This window comes from Legionella nagasakiensis, from assembly GCF_900639915.1.
Taxonomy (GTDB): Bacteria; Pseudomonadota; Gammaproteobacteria; order Legionellales; family Legionellaceae; genus Legionella_A; species Legionella_A nagasakiensis.
Genome location: NZ_CAAAID010000008.1, coordinates 51,836 through 67,498 on the forward strand (window position 1 = coordinate 51,836; position 15,663 = coordinate 67,498).

Here is a 15,663-nt window from a genome sequence, read left to right on the forward strand (position 1 = left end):
CAAGCGGCTATGCCTGAGTTTTTATTATTTTGTTGTGAATATTGATTACGAGCAACAGAATTATTTCATAAATCCCGAAGTAATAGGGTAACGCCAATCACGTCCAAAGGCACAGGAGCTGATTTTAATGCCAGGAGCTGACTGGCGCCGTTTGTATTCATTGCGTGTGATAAGTTTAAGCACGTGTTGAACCATGTCCAATGGATAGCCGCGAGCACTAATTTCTTCAGCGCTTAAATTGTATTCCATGTAATAGGTAATGATGCCATCCAGAATTTCATAATCAGGTAAGGTATCTTGATCGGTTTGATTTTCAGCGAGCTCTGCAGAGGGAGGGCGAGTCAGCACTCGTTCTGGAATGACGGGTGAAATGGAATTACGATAGCGGGCTAGGGCGTAAACTTGAGTTTTCAATACATCCTTTAAAATGGAAAAACCGCCCACCATGTCGCCGTATAGGGTTGCATACCCTACTGCGGCTTCACTTTTATTACTTGTGGTGACGACCATTTTACCCGTTTTATTAGAAAGTGCCATTAACAAAAGTCCACGTATACGCGCTTGGATGTTTTCTTCAGTAACATCGGGCGGTAACCCTATAAAAGAACTTGCAAGGGTTGTAAGAAGGGTATTGAAAGCAGGTTCTATGGATAATGTGGTGTGCTCTACTTGCAATACGTTCAGTTGCTGTAAGGCATCTTTCGAGCTGATTGATGCAGTATAGCGTGAAGGCATCATCACGGCATGAACTCGGGCTGCACCAAGAGCATCAACAGCAATGGCAAGTGTGAGAGCCGAATCAATCCCTCCCGATAAACCAAGAAGTACACCAGGAAACCCATTTTTTTCAACATAATCACGTAAGCCGCAGACTAAAGCCTGATAAATTAATGCTTCTTGTGCCAAGAGAGGTGTGATGGTGCCATCCAATTGTTTACCTTGAAGTTTAACGGATTGCAGTTGTTCTAGAAAGGCAGGTGCTCGGCCTATGACCTGTCCCTCCCGGTTCATAGCCACTGATTGACCATCGAACAAAAGCTCATCTTGCCCACCTACCTGATTGACATAAATAATGGATAGGCCTTGTTGTGCATAGTGGCGGAGTAAAAGCTCGCGTTGCATGTATTTTTCATAATCAAAAGGAGAGGCATTAATACAAATCATGACGTCAGTTTTAGCCTGAATCAGTTGTTCAACAGGCCCTGTTTGCCATAAGTCTTCGCATATACACAACCCTAAGCGGTAGCCCTTGACGGTAAAGACACAGGGCTTTGCTTCTCCTGCTATAAAATATCGCTCTTCGTCAAATACGCCATAATTAGGCAACATTTGTTTATGATAAGTGGAAATACGCATTTTTTTATACAAGATACTGGCAGCATTAAAGCGATTATTATTCTCCAGTGATGGATGACCGATCACAACATAGCAATGATTGGTTTTTTCCTGGATAGCTTGCAATGCTTGTTCAACTCGTTTGTATAATTCATGACGAAAAAGAAGATCTTCAGGTGGATAACCAGTGATGGCCAGTTCCGGAAAAACAATAATGTCATGTTGGTGTTGATGGTCGGCGATGATGTTGATTATTTTTTCAGTATTGGCTGCTATGGCACCCACTGTAGGATTTATTTGAGCCATGAGTAGAGTTAATGCTTGAGACATGCTGTATTATCAAATAATGAAATTGCTTATTTTATACTAAACAGAATTAATTTACCCAAGGATGTCTATTTTTTGTTAAAATAAATGGTTTGACTTAGAGTCCATTTTAGAGCCTGTTCAAAGTCTCCAATCTTGGCCATAAACCGTTGATTTTTTATACTCCGCTGCTCATGTACTTCTATGTACACTGCGCTTCGGTGCTCAAAAATTAACACTTTCTGGCTCAAGCTCGAAGACTTTGGTCAGGTTCAAAGGCTCTTTAATTCAGGTTTTTTTGTTATGTTGAGAGCAGCTTTGGCCCGGATGGCTGATGTATTTCCGCATTTTATATTAAGTCGGGGACAAGATTATCAGAAAAAAGGTTATGTGCTAAACGTGCGTTTAAGCGATGGTCTAATCAAGGCGCGTGTCAAAGGGGATTCCAATCAAATTTATAATGTGCATTTTGATTTAAAAAACTGGCCTGGTAGTTCTGCTCAATGCGGTTGCTCTTACCACACGAACTGTGAGCATGCAGCTGCTTGTCTATTTGAGTTGCAGGTTAAAGAAAATCAAAACATCGTACCTTCGTTGCCATCATTGAATTATTCGGTTGATAATGAAGTTTTTAATGCTGAGGACGTCGAGTGGTATTCTCGTCTTGATGATCATGGCCATGATTTTTTTTCTTATCAGTTAGGCATTCTCATCGAAGGGAAACCGTTCAGTATTGTGCCATTAGTGACTGATTTAATTACTCGTTGGGATGAAAAAACGCTTGATGATTTATCCGATAATCTGATCGTTAAATTGCCATTAGGAGAAGGAAGAACATTAAAAATTAAGTTGGGACGTGTCAAACCTTTATTACGTATTCTGTTGCAATACAGTTTAGATAGGACAACCGGACAACAAGATTTATCCATCAAACGATACCAATTATTGCTGATGTTGGAAGCAGAGCAGGCATTAGTTGTAGCAAAAGGTCGGTGGCAGGCAACTGAAGCGTTGCGAGAGAAACTACAGCAGCTGGCGAATGTTAATTCTTTGCCTGAAATATCCATTCCTGCAGGATTAAAAGCAGCATTACGAGATTATCAACAACAAGGGTTGAATTGGTTGCAATGTTTATCTAGATATCAGTTTGGTGGTGTGCTTGCCGATGATATGGGATTGGGGAAAACGGTACAGACACTTGCTCTTTTACAATACGAAAAGGAACAAGGCCGCCTTAAGAGAGCAAGTCTTATTCTTGCACCAACGAGTCTTATGGGAAATTGGCATAACGAGGCAAAGCGCTTTACGCCAGATTTGAACGTTTTAATATTTCATGGAACGGAGCGTCATCGAGATGATTTTGATGATTATGATTTAGTTGTTTCAACCTATGGTTTGGTGCAGCGTGATAAAAAGCGTTTTCTTAATTATCCATTTTATTATCTTATTTTAGATGAAGCTCAATTTATTAAAAATGCACGAGCGAAAACGACTCAGATCGTTCAACAGTTTCAAGCAACTCATCGACTTTGTCTATCGGGTACGCCATTGGAAAATCATTTAGGTGAACTGTGGTCGCTTTTCCATTTTTTAATGCCTGGCTTCTTAGGAAGTGCGAGACAATTTAAGCAAATCTTTAGAACCCCGATTGAAAAATACGGTGATCATGAGAAGAAAGAATTATTAACTGGCAGGATACAGCCCTTTTTATTACGTCGTACAAAAAATGAAGTAGCGAGCGAATTACCGCCGAAAACAATTATGACTCGCATCGTGGAGCTAACCGGTTCACAGCGGGATTTGTATGAAGCAATCCGATTGAGTATGGAGAAAAAAGTAAGAGATGCCATTGCAAAACAGGGCTTAGGTAAAAGTCATATTATTCTGTTGGATGCTTTATTGAAATTACGCCAGATATGTTGTGATCCAAGATTGTTATCATTGCCCCAGGCGGAAATTGCTTATGGACAGTCTGCTAAACTTGAGGCATTAATGGTATTGCTTGAAAATCTCATGGAGGAAGGACGAAGTGTTCTGGTTTTTTCGCAATTTACTTCAATGCTTCAACTGATTGAGAAAGAGTTACAGAAACGTCGGTTTGGATATTTAAAACTGACTGGCAATACTCGCAATCGCTCTCATGTTGTGCAAGATTTTCAGCAAGGTAAAGCAGCCATTTTTCTCATCAGCTTAAAAGCGGGTGGCACAGGATTAAATTTAACTCGAGCAGATACAGTCATTCATTATGACCCATGGTGGAATCCTGCGGTCGAAGATCAGGCGACGGATCGTTCTCATCGTATTGGCCAGGAAAATCCGGTATTCGTTTATAAGTTGATTACCGAAGGAACGGTAGAGGAAGCTATTTTGCGAATGCAGGAAAAAAAACGAACCCTGGCTGAAGGTATTCTGTGCATGCAAGATTCAGGAAAATTGATCCTTACAGAAGACGATATTGCTGCCTTTTTTTCTCCACTTTGAATATTGGTTCTGAGAATCTGTCTTCAGAGTCTAGGAGTTTTGGGTTTTCAGATTGAAAAAAAATCCATCATCATCTATTCTCTTATCTCTATCCTATTCTTCTGAAGAACACTTGGAGATTACTTTATGAAACAGTGGAAACGATGCGCTTTGCTGGTTTTGGCTGTGTTATATCTGCCAGCTGGTGTTGCCCAGTCTCTGGCTGGTCTTTGGACAACAATTGATGATAAAACGGGTAAGAAAAGAGCAGTGGTTCGTCTTACTGTTTCTAATGGTATTTTAAGCGGTACAATTGTTCGCGTATACAAGCAATCGGGTGATACAGGCATTTGTTCTAAGTGTCCTGGTAAATTTAAGAATCAACCCATTAAGGGACTAACATTTCTCTGGGGGGTGAAAGACAAAGGTAAAGGTGTTTGGGACGGTGGCGAAATTCTTGATGCGAAATCTGGTAAAATATATAAAGTGAAGCTTACCGAGAAAGGCAACAAGTTATATGTTCGTGGATACGTTGGCCTTTCTATGCTTGGACGAACCCAGGTTTGGTTACGTGCAAAGGAATGACTTGGATGTATTTGTTCCTAAGGTGAAACGGTTCAGAAAAAGATAGAATTCAGGTTACAATAGCTTATGTTCGCTATCAGTAGTCATTAATGTCATGTTAGATGTGCAAGCGCGGAAAAAAACATCCAACCCCTTGAAACGGCCACCTCATTCAATGGAGGCTGAACAATCAATCATCGGCGGTTTGATGCTTGAGAACCAGGCATGGGACAAGGTTAACTCTAAATTATGTGAAACAGATTTTTATCGCACGGAACATAGAATTTTGTTTCGTGCTGTTCTTGATCTTGCCAATAAAAATCAGCCCTTTGATGTTGTTACCTTATTGAATGCATTAAAGTCAAATAATGCTTTAGATGAAGCAGGTGGCGAAGCTTATCTATTTGAACTGGCAAATAATACACCTAGTGTTGCAAACATTTCGGCTTATGCCGATATTGTTCGTGAAAAATCCGTTCATCGTCAATTAATAGCTATTGCTAATGAAATTGCTGATTTAGCCTATAATCCTGTGGGAAGGGAAGTCGCTGAGTTGCTAGACTTTGCAGAAACCAAAGTCTTTGCGATTGCCGAACAAACAGCGGCTGAGGGAGGTCCTGAACCTATTAAATCCATTCTGGTGAAGGCCGTTGAGCGAATTGATGAGCTTTATCATAGTGGTGATTCAATTACGGGATTGGCGACGGGACTCGCTGATTTGGATAAACTGACCTCAGGATTACAACCCTCCGATCTCATTATTGTGGCTGGCCGTCCTTCGATGGGAAAAACAACGCTTGTTATGAATATGGCTGAACATGTTGCTATTAAAGCTGGTAAACCAGTTCTTGTGTTTTCTATGGAAATGCCTGCCGACTCATTGGCTATGCGTATGATGTCGTCGCTGGGGCGGATTGACCAGCATCACATTCGTACTGGTAAACTCGATGATGATGATTGGCCTAGGGTGACGTCCGCTGTGCATATGCTATCGGAGGCGCCACTATTTATTGATGATACACCTGCATTAAGCCCAGTGGAAATGCGTGCGCGGGCTCGGCGTTTAATGAAAGAGCATGGGCAGCTAGGATTAATTGTTGTTGATTATCTGCAGCTTATGAAAGTCCCTGGCTTTAAAGCCGATAACCGCACGGCAGAGATTTCCGAAATCTCCCGTAGTCTGAAATCCTTGGCTAAAGAGCTCAATGTACCAGTCATTGCCTTATCCCAGCTTAACCGCAGTCTGGAACAACGGCATGATAAACGTCCCATCATGTCTGATTTGAGGGAATCTGGTGCGATTGAGCAAGATGCTGATTTGATTTGTTTTATTTATCGGGATGAAGTTTATAATGAAGACAGCCCTGATAAGGGTACAGCGGAAATTATTGTGGCAAAACAGCGTAATGGCCCGATTGGTAAAGTCCGTGTTGCTTTCTTGGGTAAGTATACCCGATTCGAGGATTTAGCGTTTAATGGTTATCAAGGGATAGACTAACGTGACTAGACCGACCCGTGTTTATATTGATTCCATGGCATTATTACATAATGTCCGACGGGTAAAAGCGTATGCACCAGGTAAACAAATCATTGCAATGGTGAAAGCCAATGCTTATGGTTGCGGATTGGCTTCTGTTTTACCTGTTCTTGATGGGCGGGTTGATGCATTTGGTGTCGCTTCATTGGAAGAGGCAATGAAACTTCGAAGCTTAGGAAGTCGCAGCGAATGTGTGCTTTTCCAGGGTGTTTTCGGTGTTGATGAATTGCATTATGTTGCCAGCCAGCGATTGCAATGTGTGATTCATCAGGAGCAGCAGTTGCAGTGGATTCTTAATACACCGCTTTCTGCAAAAATCCGTGTATGGGTAAAAGTAAATACTGGCATGCATCGTTTGGGATTTTTCCCCGGTGAAGTGCCTGATATTATGGCCGCTTTGCTTGCTTGTCCGTGGGTTGATACAAACATTGGTTTAATGACTCATTTAGCTTGTGCTGATGAGCCTGCTAAAGACAGTAATCATCAACAACTGCAAGTATTTCAGGGGTTATCTTTGGCTTTTTCGCAGTATTCGCGAAGTATTGCTAATTCTGCAGCAATCATGGCTTTGCCGGAATCCCATGCAGACGTTGTACGTCCTGGCATCATGTTATATGGGGTTTCGCCTTTTGCTGATAACACGGGAAGGGAGCTTGGGTTGATGCCAGTCATGCATTTTATCTCTTCAATCAGTGCAATTCATAGGTGTCCTCCTGCATCCCCTGTTGGTTATGGAGGTACATGGCAAAGTGATAAGCCTTCCATGATTGGTGTTGTGCCAGTGGGTTACGGGGATGGTTATCCACGTCATGTCATACAGGCGTCAACCTGGGTGAACGGTTTTACGGCACCGGTGGTTGGACGTGTTTCAATGGATATGTTGACGATTGATTTGACTGACTGCCCTAATGTTCAAGTGGGTGATGCGGTGGAGTTATGGGGCAAAAATATTGCGGTTGAACGAGTGGCACAGGTTGCGGGAACAATTGCCTATGAATTGCTTTGTCAGGTGTCTCCGCGGGTGCGTTTATAAGTGGAAAAATTTCTCAAAAATTGTCTATAGTTCAGCATTGCACCCTTGCTTAAGGTGATGGATAATTTCTATCCTTGATGCTAGAATGTCCATCGTTTTTGCAAACAATTAAACAGGTGAACTAAAATGAAAAAATTAATAGTAGCCTCATTGTCTTTATCAGTCCTTCTTGCCGGTTGTGCGCAAGTGACCAATGAAGGCGTTGGTACGGTAACTGGCGGCGTGGTAGGTGGTTTGTTAGGCAGTCAATTTGGCGGAGGTTCCGGTAAAGTGGCCGCGGCCGCGGGTGGTGCCTTACTAGGAGCGTTTCTTGGTGGGAAAATAGGCCAATATATGGATCGTCAGGATAGAATGGAAATGCAACGTGCGTTGGAAACAGCACCCACCGGCAAAGCAATATCCTGGAAAAATCCGGACACAGGCAATAAATACACAGTGAAACCAACTCGTACTTATTACAGCAATCAGCAACCTTGCCGTGAATACATAACCAATGCAATCATTGGTGGCAAGAGCCAGCAAATCTATGGAAAAGCTTGCCGTCAGGCAGATGGTTCATGGCGAGTTGTTAGCTAAGTTCGTCGTTGAGTTTTCTGTTATGAAGCAAAAGTTCCTGATTTTATTTAACGTAATGTTCAAAAAAATCAGGAACTTTTTATCTTGTGTGTATCCTTCTTTTCTTTTCTCAAACAGTCATCGTTGCAATGTGATTACTTAGCTTGTATTTTGTGCTAAAATTTAAACATTAAGATTAATTATTTTTCATTTTTTGTTTGGACTAAGTTTGGTATTGGTTCAATCCACTTTTGTTGATGCAGTGTTAATCCATTACTGATTCATACAAGGAGTATGGCATGTCTCAGTTATTACATTCAATTTTGCCACAGCCAAGACGTCCTATTGTTTATATTCATCCCGATGTAAATGTTGCCCAAGGTGTGGAGTTAATGGTGCAGGAAAATATTGGTGCGCTCGTTGTCACCGATGATGAAAATTTACTTGGTATCATGAGTGAAAGGGATGTTGTTCGTTCTCTTGTTTATCAGGGCCGTTCTCCGGAATCAACCATAGTCTCTGAAATTTTATGCGCAGACATCAGCGTATTAGACGTCACTGATACGGTAGAAAAAGCGATGGAAGTGATGACCTTAACGAAACGCCGTCATATTTTGGTGACAGAAGAGGGACAACTGGCAGCCATTGTGTCTATTGGTGACCTCTTGTTTAGCTTGTTGGCTGATAAAACTCGGATGATTGAAGAGTTGCAGAATTATATACACACTTATTAGTTAGACAAAATTATGACATGGAATCTACAAAGCAAGGATATAGGGGGCTGTTTTGAAACCGAATGAGATACCAGATATTCCTCAGGAAATACCAGATACAATACCCGTTGAATCACCGTCTTTACCGGAGTCAACAGAGCCATTATCACCCGAGACACCTGAGCCCGAACCTGTCGATACCCCGGAACCTTCTCCTATAGAAACACCAGAAGATCCCGGCTAGTAGACTGAAAATAAATTGAAGACATCCCCTAAGGTAAGGCGAAATGCCAGTTCATGGTTTTGGATAATTCTTCCAGCATCATTTCCCCTCGAATGCTGTTGCCTTTGGCGTTTACACGCGGGCTTAAGACAACAATACCGGCTTTGCCAGGAAGTACGGCGATGATGTAACCTGAGACTCCGCTTTTGGCAGGCATGCCTGTGCGTACCATATGAGTGCCTGTTTCATCGTATAATCCGCAGGTTGCCATAATGGCCAGAGTAATTTTACAAGTCTCTACGGATATGATTTGTTTGCCGGTGATGGGATCTTTGCCATAATTGGCGAGTAAGCTTGGTAGATACAAGACTTGTTCTATAACTGCTTCATAAGAACATAAAGAAAAATATAAATCGAGCGTTTCATGAACGTTGGTTGCTAAATTATGGCGACTATGTAGCAAATAAGCGAGAGAGCGGTTACGATCGCCGGTGCGTTTTTCGGAAGCAAACACCAAAGGATTGATTCGTAAACGCTGATTGAAGAGTTTTTCGGTCCAATGCTCCAACCAGGCAAATTGTTGTTCCCCTGTGCCTGGAATGTGTGAGCAAAGAGTAATTGCCCCGGTATTAAGCATTGGATTAGATGGCTTGGGTCCAAACTGTTCCAGACGTGTGATGGATGCAAAATCATCGCCTGATGGTTCTACCTTCACCCATTCAAATAATTGTTCGGCGCCAACGTCTTCAAGAAGCCCAATCAGAGGGATCAATTTGGCTGTGCTTTGCAAGGTCACCGCGGGCAAAGGTGCATTGCTGTAGACTATCGGTTCACCGCCAACGGGGGTCACGGCAATCGCAGTCATTTCGTTATCCACATTGGCCAGTTCAGGAATGTAATTTGCTACATGACCTTCCTGGTTTTTCTCTGCGTGATTGACTAATTTCTTAAGCAGTGTTGTCGTGAGTTTGTACTGCGTCATAACCCCTCGATGTTCAAAATGTTTTAGTTTGATGTGAAAGCAATGTCTGTAGTAAAGCACCAATATCGTTAGATCGCATGAGCGTTTCACCAATAAGAAAGGCATGTATGCCATGAGATTGTAAATGCTCAATGTCTTTATGGGTATGAATACCGCTTTCGCTTATCACTATTTTTTCAGAAGGAATGCAAGATTTTAAATCAATGCTGCGTCTAATATCGGTATTAAACGTGTGTAGACTACGATTGTTTATCCCTATCAGTGGGGTGGGCAACAGTAATGCTCGTTCCAGTTCTTCCTGTGTATGACTTTCAACAAGTACTGCCATATTTAGTTCTAATGCCAGTTGACAATATTCTTGCAGTTGAACATCATCCAGCATGGCTACAATCAATAAGATGCAGTCTGCTCCTAACGCACGGCTTTCATATAATTGATAAGGATCAACAATAAAGTCTTTGCGAAGTATGGGCAGAGAGCAATGAGACTTGGCAATAGCCAGATAAGAAGGGTCACCCTGGAAATAATGAATATCGGTTAGCACCGACAGACAGCTGGCGCCATGTTGTGCATACAGTTTTGTAATAGTGGCTACATCAAAGTCTTCACGAATGACTCCTTTACTTGGTGAGGCTTTTTTTATTTCGGCAATGATGGCTGGTTTGTTTGACTGCAGTGCGGTCACAAAATCACGCACGGGCAGAGGTGTATTATCAATGAATGTTGCAAGTGGTCGAAGACACTTGGCTTTTGCTACTTCTTCTTTCTTATGAGCCGCAATTTTATTAAGAATGCTATTCATGGTTATTATCACATTGAGTTAATGCTTTTAATTGCATAAATCGTTTATAAGCTAAGCCGCTATCAATAGCTTCTGCGGCTTTATGGATGGCTTCCTCATAGGTCGGGCAGTGGTTAGCACAATACAAAGCTGCGGCGCTGTTTAGTAAAATAATGTCGCGGGCGGGTCCTGGTTCTCCTGCAAAAACAGATTCTGCCAATGTCAGACTTTGCGCGGGAGTTTCAATCACAATGTCATCCAAACTGGCATGTGCGCAATGATATTTTTTGGGATCAATGCTCCATTCTTTAAATTCTCCATGCACGTATTCTACGACGTCGGTGATGGCACAGATACTGATTTCATCCAGATGATCTTGAGAATGGATGACCAAGGTATGCTCACTGCCTAAATTGGCCAGTACGTTCGCCGTAGGTTTCAGCCAATGATGGGCATAGACGCCAACGACTTGTTTTTTTACTCTGGCTGGATTTAATAATGGACCCAGCAAATTAAACAAAGTACGTATGCCTAATTGTTGGCGGGCATGGCGCGCATGTTTTAAAGCCTGATGAAAATGGGGGGCAAATAAAAAAGCAATGCCGCATTCTTGCATGCATCGTTTTAACCCATTGTCTGATAGATTGAGTTTAAACCCCGCCTGCAATAATAAATCTGCACTGCCGCTTCGGCTTGAGACAGAATGATTGCCATGTTTGGCAACGGGCACGCCTGCGGCGGCTGCCACAAAACTGCTGACGGTTGAAACGTTAAATGTATTGCGACCATCGCCACCTGTGCCAACAATGTCAATGAGATCATTGCCTAAATCAATGGAGTGGGCGAATTGCTGCATGACATGAGCTGCCGCGGTTAATTCTTCGGCGGTTTCACCCTTCATCCGCATGAGTGCCAGGAAGGCAGCGATTTGGATATCTTGTAACTGTCCTTCCATGCAATCTTTGATGATCTCTTGCATCTGAGATGTCGATAAGTGTTTGCCGCTGATCAATTGTTCAAATACTTGCTTTATGTTCATACTGCAAAAAATTGGTTAATAACTGCATGCCATATTCACTTAAGATGGCTTCTGGGTGGAATTGTAGACCATATAATGGATATTGACGATGAGAAATTGCCATAATAGTTTCATCGGCCCAGGCGTCGATAGCAAAGCATGTCGGTAATGTATTGATATCAGCGATCAGGGAATGATAGCGAGTTGCACGAAAATGATTGGGAACTCCTTGAAACAAACCTTGTTTGTGATGATAGATATTGGATGTTTTACCATGCATAATGGAGGGTGCTTGGATGATTTTTCCACCAAAAGCGTGTGCAAGGCATTGATGGCCGAGGCAAATACCAAGAATAGGAATTGTTTGATAAAAATGTTTAATGGCAGGTAAAGAGATACCAGCATCTTCCGGTGCTTTTGGACCAGGTGAAATCACTAAATAATCAGGGGATAAACGTGCAATGTCGCTAATGGCGATTTTATCATGCGGGTAAATGACTACCTCTTGTTCAAGGCATTGAAAATATTGAACAAGATTATAGGTAAAAGAATCATAATTATCGATAATCAATAGCATGATTTAATTAAAGATATCACTAATGTCTATAGGGTAATAAGCATTCCATAACTGGATGATTAAGTCATCCAGATAGGCAGGGAAAGCATGGTATCCATTGGCGTAATTATTCTCAAGGAGCAGTTGAGCCGATAGATTATGAGCATAAAAAATAGGGTCAATAAAATGCAAGAGAGTAGGGTGTTTTAAGGAAAAATTAATGGCCATGCGCTGACAGAGCACTTTTTCGCCGCTAAAGGCTTCTCCTATTTCATCATCAGCGCCCATATTGGCAAGATAGGCATGTTTACAATCTTCCTGTGTTAAAAATTGTGATAATACCTTGGGACTTCCTGTAGCGGTAACAATACAAAAAGCTTCTTTTGCGCTATCTTTAATGGCATCGAAGTGAGAGGTATGCAATGTTTGCACGTCTAAATTCTTTGCTTTTTCCAAGCGCTCCCATGATTGGTCAATGACTGTAATTCGTGATGTTTCTTTTGAAAGATACTTAACGATGCCGTGACCAACTTTACCAAAACCAAATACTACAAATGATTGATGGGTAATATCTTGCTTGGTTTTTTCTTTGATGGCACGTATAAATCCTTCACCCGTACCGTACATGCCTTCCAATTTTTTTAAATTAGAATCATCTATATTGATAACTGGAAAAGGAAGAGTCATTTGTTTATAACGTTCACCGCCGCTTTGTGTTAGTTCAACGACGCCTTTCTTTATGGTGACTTTTGCCATTTCCAGGACTTCAGCACAACAATCCAGAGCAATATCAAATTCTCCTTCCACGTTGGCATGATCCTCAATAAAAGGAATGCCAAGTTGTGTGAGCAAGTTAACAATGGATTGTTCTGGAGGAATGGGTAAAAACTTCGTGTGTGTCACAGTTAGCTGTGCTCCTGCAACCAAAAGAGATTCCAGTTTTACAAGTGTTTCGTAGGTTAAAGGAATATTATGTAATATCTTCACACCAGTTAAAGGGGATGTCTTTGACCACTGTTTTTTTAAGTTGGCTAAAAATCTTGCTTCTTTTTCGGGAAAAATGGCGAGATTATGCTGAGTCAATAAAGAAAAATCATTCTGCTGATGCATACTAAATGGCCTTACTAAATATTGATTGCAAATTATATGTTCTTGCAATTGTTTAGGCAAATAAGCTGGAAACCCTTATGATACTATCGTCATTTTCTATTTTAAAATAGCAAGGGATTATAGTGAAAATTCTTCACCAAGATACACGGAGCGCACTTGTTGGTTGGCAAGAATGGTTTCAGGAGCACCCTCGCAAAGAATTCTCCCTTGACTGACAATATAAGCCCGCCCACAGATATCCAGTGTTTCACGGACGTTGTGATCGGTGATTAATACGCCAATATTTTTATCACAAAGATGTAGAATAATTTTTTTAATATCGAGTACAGAAATGGGGTCAACGCCTGCAAAAGGTTCATCAAGCAGAATAAACGCAGGTTCTATGGCTAGCGCGCGGGCGATTTCAACGCGTCGTCGCTCGCCTCCCGACAAACTCATGCCAAGACTTTTTGTTAAGTGAGAAATATGAAATTCCTGTAGTAACTGTTCCAGTTTATCCTGGCGTTGCTTGTCATTTAAATCGCGGCGCAGTTGTAAAATGGCCGTAATATTTTCAGCCACGGTCATTTTACGGAAAATGGATGCTTCTTGCGGCAAATAACCAATACCTAGACGGGCACGTTGATGCATCGCTGTTTTGGTGATGTCTTCTCCATTTAAAAGAATCTGTCCTTGATCACAAGACTGTAAGCCGACAATCATGTAAAAACAGGTGGTTTTACCTGCTCCATTAGGACCCAATAATCCTACGCATTCTCCTCGGTCAATACGTATGCTTATATCATTGACTACAGTCCGGGATTTGAATGATTTTTTTAAATGCAATGCTAATAATTCACTCATGACTTTTTCTCTGGATAAATCGTAATAACCGTACGGGCTTTTTTATCGCGTTGAGTAAGTACATGTTGACGCTCGGTATCATAAGTGATTTTAGGCGCTGAGAATGAGTTTTGACCTTGCTCAATGCGAGCCTGGCCAATGAGTTCAATAAGATGGCTCTCCGGATAATAGTAAATTTTATCAGCATAAGCATGAAGCGGAGGTTTATCTTCGGCAGTAAGCGTCCAATAATGGGCTTGTTCCTCTTGGTTGCCTTTTGCAATGGCCCGTATTAATTTATTGTCTGAATTGCCTTCGGTGATGGCTTCGGCGGCGCGTAAATGAGTGCTGCCCTGATCTAACTCCACATGACCAATATAAATTCCACGGTGCTTTTCCTGATTGAGATCAGCGGAATCTGCTTGTAGCTGCAATACTTGCTGGCGATCTTCGGGCAAGGCGAAAACGACGTTGGTCATGATAAAAAAGAGAAAAAAAAGTAGACTTACTGTTCGGGATTGTACGAAAATCCCATGGGCATTCGAGATGGCTATACAGAATCTAGCCATGTTTGGGGTCATAGATACCTCTGGCTCGGTTTAATAATTGCACACGCTTTTCTGCAAGGTAAGCTTTCATTCCTGTTGATTGCACAATATTTCCTGGTTGTTCGTACGTTACTTCTTTTTCGGTCATTGCCAATTTTTCTTTCGGGAAGTAAATCATCTCTTCTGTTTTCAAGGTGCTTTCCGGGGTGTGCCCATCTTTAGGTTGATGGATAACCACACTTTTACTAAAAGTAATTTTTTCGCCGCCATGCAGTGAAATCGCTTGTTTGGAGCGAATTTCCCAGGGAGGCTCTTTTGCTTGGGTAATAATAATATGAGGTGTTTTTAACCAATGCTTATTGTCTTGTGGAATATGGCGTAATAAGGGGGTTTGTAAATAATTGACCAACTTCCCATGGGCATCGTATTGATAAACGGTCAATTGATGGATGGTGGTGTCAACGGTCGTGGATAATGTTTTATCATCCAGTTTTTGGGTGGCAGGTGTGCTGGCAAAATACCAGCCTGAGCACGCAAGAGAAATGAGTGCTATAAATAACCATGCAGCCTGTTTGCTGGCATTCATGAACTAAAATATCCTTTTAATGCGTCGTCAAGTTTGCCTTGCGCATTCAGAATATAATCACAAACTTCACGCACGGCACCAAGTCCGCCATGTTGCTGAGTCTGCCATATAGCAAATTCTTTCACTTGATTGACCGCATTGGCTACGGCAATGCCCAAACCAACCTTGCGGATGATGGGTACATCTGGAAGATCATCGCCAATATAGGCAAATGCTTCATCATCTAGACCAAGTGAAATTTTTAGTCGTTGATAGGCATCTTGCTTTTCAACCTGGCCTTTAAAATAGTGATGTATACCTAGCTGTTGCATTCGGTGTTCAATCACCGCATTTTGGGAGGTGGTAATCACCGCAACTTCAATCCCTGCCGCCATTAATAATTTTAAGCCCATGCCATCTTGGACATGAAATGCTTTTAATTCATTCCCGTCATTATCAACATAGAGACGTCCGTCCGTTAAAACACCATCGACATCACAGATAACACATTTGATTTTTTTCGCTTTTTCCAGTAATTCTTTCATCTCATTCTCA

The 15,663-nt window shown here is 41.7% G+C and carries 16 protein-coding genes and 1 pseudogene; 7 read left to right on the top strand and 10 right to left on the bottom strand.

Annotated features, from left to right (window positions below; genetic code table 11):
- Positions 1-60 precede the first annotated feature (60 nt).
- Entirely contained in the window at positions 61-1,665 is a 1,605-nt protein-coding gene (locus E1O52_RS08075) for an NAD+ synthase (RefSeq protein WP_133128203.1), read from the bottom strand.
- Positions 1,666-2,157: 492 nt separating this feature from the next.
- Between E1O52_RS08075 and E1O52_RS08080 the strand changes: the two are divergent.
- The 7 genes and pseudogenes from E1O52_RS08080 to E1O52_RS13175 all read left to right on the top strand — a co-directional run.
- A pseudogene (locus E1O52_RS08080) lies at positions 2,158-4,122 on the top strand (DEAD/DEAH box helicase); the annotation flags it as partial.
- Positions 4,123-4,248: 126 nt separating this feature from the next.
- Complete coding sequence (locus E1O52_RS08085) at positions 4,249-4,686, top strand: DUF2147 domain-containing protein (RefSeq protein WP_133128205.1); 438 nt, start codon at positions 4,249-4,251, stop codon at positions 4,684-4,686.
- A 94-nt stretch (positions 4,687-4,780) separates the two neighbouring features.
- Positions 4,781-6,163 carry a replicative DNA helicase gene (dnaB, locus tag E1O52_RS08090; protein WP_133128206.1) on the top strand — a complete coding sequence of 461 codons (1,383 nt, stop codon included), beginning with the start codon at positions 4,781-4,783 and terminating at the stop codon, positions 6,161-6,163.
- Position 6,164: 1 nt separating this feature from the next.
- Positions 6,165-7,235, top strand: a complete 1,071-nt coding sequence (alr, locus tag E1O52_RS08095; protein WP_133128207.1) for an alanine racemase — start codon at positions 6,165-6,167, stop codon at positions 7,233-7,235.
- Positions 7,236-7,361: 126 nt separating this feature from the next.
- Positions 7,362-7,811 (top strand): RT0821/Lpp0805 family surface protein, encoded by a 450-nt coding sequence (locus E1O52_RS08100; RefSeq protein WP_133128208.1) that lies wholly within the window; start codon positions 7,362-7,364, stop codon positions 7,809-7,811.
- Between the two features lie 278 nt (positions 7,812-8,089).
- Positions 8,090-8,524, top strand: coding sequence for a CBS domain-containing protein (locus E1O52_RS08105; protein WP_133128209.1), 435 nt, complete (start codon positions 8,090-8,092; stop codon positions 8,522-8,524).
- A 52-nt stretch (positions 8,525-8,576) separates the two neighbouring features.
- Entirely contained in the window at positions 8,577-8,747 is a 171-nt protein-coding gene (locus E1O52_RS13175; RefSeq protein ID WP_165474747.1) for a hypothetical protein, read from the top strand.
- Between the two features lie 28 nt (positions 8,748-8,775).
- Here the strand turns inward: E1O52_RS13175 and glsA are convergent, their stop codons facing one another.
- The 9 genes from glsA to E1O52_RS08150 all read right to left on the bottom strand — a co-directional run bounded on the left by glsA (position 8,776) and on the right by E1O52_RS08150 (position 15,653).
- The gene (gene glsA / locus E1O52_RS08110; RefSeq protein WP_133128210.1) at positions 8,776-9,708 is read right to left on the bottom strand and encodes a glutaminase A; all 933 of its coding nucleotides are present in this window, start codon (positions 9,706-9,708) and stop codon (positions 8,776-8,778) included.
- A gap of 13 nt (positions 9,709-9,721) precedes the next feature.
- Positions 9,722-10,510 carry an indole-3-glycerol phosphate synthase TrpC gene (gene trpC, locus E1O52_RS08115; protein WP_133128211.1) on the bottom strand — a complete coding sequence of 263 codons (789 nt, stop codon included), beginning with the start codon at positions 10,508-10,510 and terminating at the stop codon, positions 9,722-9,724.
- Positions 10,503-11,528, bottom strand: a complete 1,026-nt coding sequence (trpD, locus tag E1O52_RS08120; RefSeq protein WP_133128212.1) for an anthranilate phosphoribosyltransferase — start codon at positions 11,526-11,528, stop codon at positions 10,503-10,505. The genes trpC and trpD overlap by 8 nt, the downstream gene beginning before the upstream one ends.
- On the bottom strand, positions 11,506-12,084 hold the full coding sequence (locus E1O52_RS08125) for an aminodeoxychorismate/anthranilate synthase component II (protein ID WP_133128213.1): 579 nt from the start codon (positions 12,082-12,084) through the stop codon (positions 11,506-11,508). The genes trpD and E1O52_RS08125 overlap by 23 nt, the downstream gene beginning before the upstream one ends.
- Before the next feature lie 3 nt (positions 12,085-12,087).
- The gene (locus E1O52_RS08130; protein ID WP_133128214.1) at positions 12,088-13,173 is read right to left on the bottom strand and encodes an NAD(P)-dependent oxidoreductase; all 1,086 of its coding nucleotides are present in this window, start codon (positions 13,171-13,173) and stop codon (positions 12,088-12,090) included.
- Between the two features lie 117 nt (positions 13,174-13,290).
- Entirely contained in the window at positions 13,291-14,016 is a 726-nt protein-coding gene (lptB, locus tag E1O52_RS08135) for an LPS export ABC transporter ATP-binding protein (protein WP_133128215.1), read from the bottom strand.
- Positions 14,013-14,474, bottom strand: a complete 462-nt coding sequence (gene lptA / locus E1O52_RS08140; RefSeq protein WP_242602210.1) for a lipopolysaccharide transport periplasmic protein LptA — start codon at positions 14,472-14,474, stop codon at positions 14,013-14,015. The genes lptB and lptA overlap by 4 nt, the downstream gene beginning before the upstream one ends.
- 82 nt (positions 14,475-14,556) lie before the next feature.
- Positions 14,557-15,129, bottom strand: coding sequence for an LPS export ABC transporter periplasmic protein LptC (lptC, locus tag E1O52_RS08145; RefSeq protein WP_133128217.1), 573 nt, complete (start codon positions 15,127-15,129; stop codon positions 14,557-14,559).
- A complete protein-coding gene (locus tag E1O52_RS08150) occupies positions 15,126-15,653 on the bottom strand; it encodes a KdsC family phosphatase (protein ID WP_133128218.1) in 528 nt (175 codons plus the stop codon). The genes lptC and E1O52_RS08150 overlap by 4 nt, the downstream gene beginning before the upstream one ends.
- Positions 15,654-15,663: the final 10 nt, after the last annotated feature.